Annotated in this window: 1 protein-coding gene; it reads right to left on the reverse strand. The window is 73.9% G+C overall.

The window, feature by feature from the left end:
- Positions 1-1,071 (reverse strand): ABC transporter ATP-binding protein (locus HW445_RS32195; RefSeq protein WP_257231445.1); only part of this gene is annotated, 1,071 nt, incomplete at both ends.

Genomic DNA, 1,071 nt, shown 5'->3' on the forward strand with positions numbered 1-1,071 from the left:
GGACTTCCCGGCGCCCGTCGTGCCGACGAGCGCCACGGTCTCGCCCGGCGCGATCCGCAGCCGCAGACCGTCGAGGACCCGCCGGCCGCCGGGGTAGGCGAAGGACACCGCGTCGAACTCGACCTCGCCGCGCAGCCGCCGGACCTCGCGCGGCCGCCGGGCGGCGGGCGTGCCCGTCGACGTCCGCATCAGGGCCCGCAGCCGCGCCAGGCCGATGACCGCCTGCTGGTAGCCGTCGAACACCTGCGACAGCTGCTGGATCGGCGCGAAGAACAGCTCCACGTACAGCAGGAAGGCGATGAGCGTGCCCGCGGTCAGCCGCCCCTGGGTCACCTGCCCGGCCCCGACGGCCAGCACGGCCGCCGCCGCGAGCGTGCCCAGGAACTCCACGAACGGGAAGAACACGCTCATGCACCGCTGCGCGCGCAGCCGCGCGTCCCGGAACTCGCCGGCCAGCACGGCGAAGCCGCGGGCGTTGTGCTCCTCGCGGCGGAACGCCTGGGTGACCCGGATCATGGCGACGTTCTCCTGGAGGGCCGCGTTCACGACGCTGACGCGCTCCCGCGCCTCCCGGTACGCGGGCACCGAGTACCGGCGGAAGACGGCCGTCGCGGCGGCGAGCACCGGCACCACCACGACCAGGACCAGGGCGAGTTCCGCGTCGATCACGAGCAGCGCGACGAGCACGCCGGTGATCGTCAGCACGCTGACCACCGCCGTGATGAGGCCCGTCTGCACGAACGTCGACAGAGCGTCCACGTCCGTGGTCATCCGGGTCATGATCCGGCCGCCGAGTTCACGCTCGTAGTAGTCCAGCCCGAGCCGCTGCAACTGGGCGAACGTCTTGACCCGCAGCACGTACAGCAGGCGCTCGCCGGTGCGGCCCGTCGTCCTCACCTGCGCGACGCCGACGGCCCAGTTGGCCGCCACCACCAGCGCGGCGGCGACCGTGGCCGTGAGCAGGGCGCCGTGGACGCCCCGGGCCACGCCGTCGTCGACGCCGTGGCGTACCAGGACCGGCACGGCGATCTGCGCCAGGGCGTCGAGCGAGACGAGCAGGAGCCCGAGCGC

The organism is Streptomyces sp. UH6 (assembly GCF_013421635.1).
GTDB classification, from domain to species: Bacteria; Actinomycetota; Actinomycetes; order Streptomycetales; family Streptomycetaceae; genus Streptomyces; species Streptomyces abyssomicinicus.